Annotated in this window: 1 pseudogene; it reads left to right on the forward strand. The window is 65.2% G+C overall.

The window, feature by feature from the left end:
• Positions 1-210: pseudogene (locus KUM40_RS38125) on the forward strand (sugar phosphotransferase); the annotation flags it as partial.

Below are 210 nucleotides of genomic sequence, written 5' to 3' on the forward strand. Positions count from 1 at the left end.
GCCGGAGTGGCTGGACGCGGACGCGCCCGGTGTGACGGTCGTCGACCACAAGGACATCTTCCCCGAGGGTGTGCTGCCGGTCTTCAACTCGCACGCCATCGAGACGAGGCTGCACCACATACCGGGGCTGTCGGACCACTACCTGTACTTCAACGACGACGTCTTCGTCGGGCGCAGCGTCACCCCGCAGCACTTCTTCTACGGCAACGG

The organism is Streptomyces sp. AC512_CC834 (genome assembly GCF_019049325.1).
Classification (GTDB): domain Bacteria; phylum Actinomycetota; class Actinomycetes; order Streptomycetales; family Streptomycetaceae; genus Streptomyces.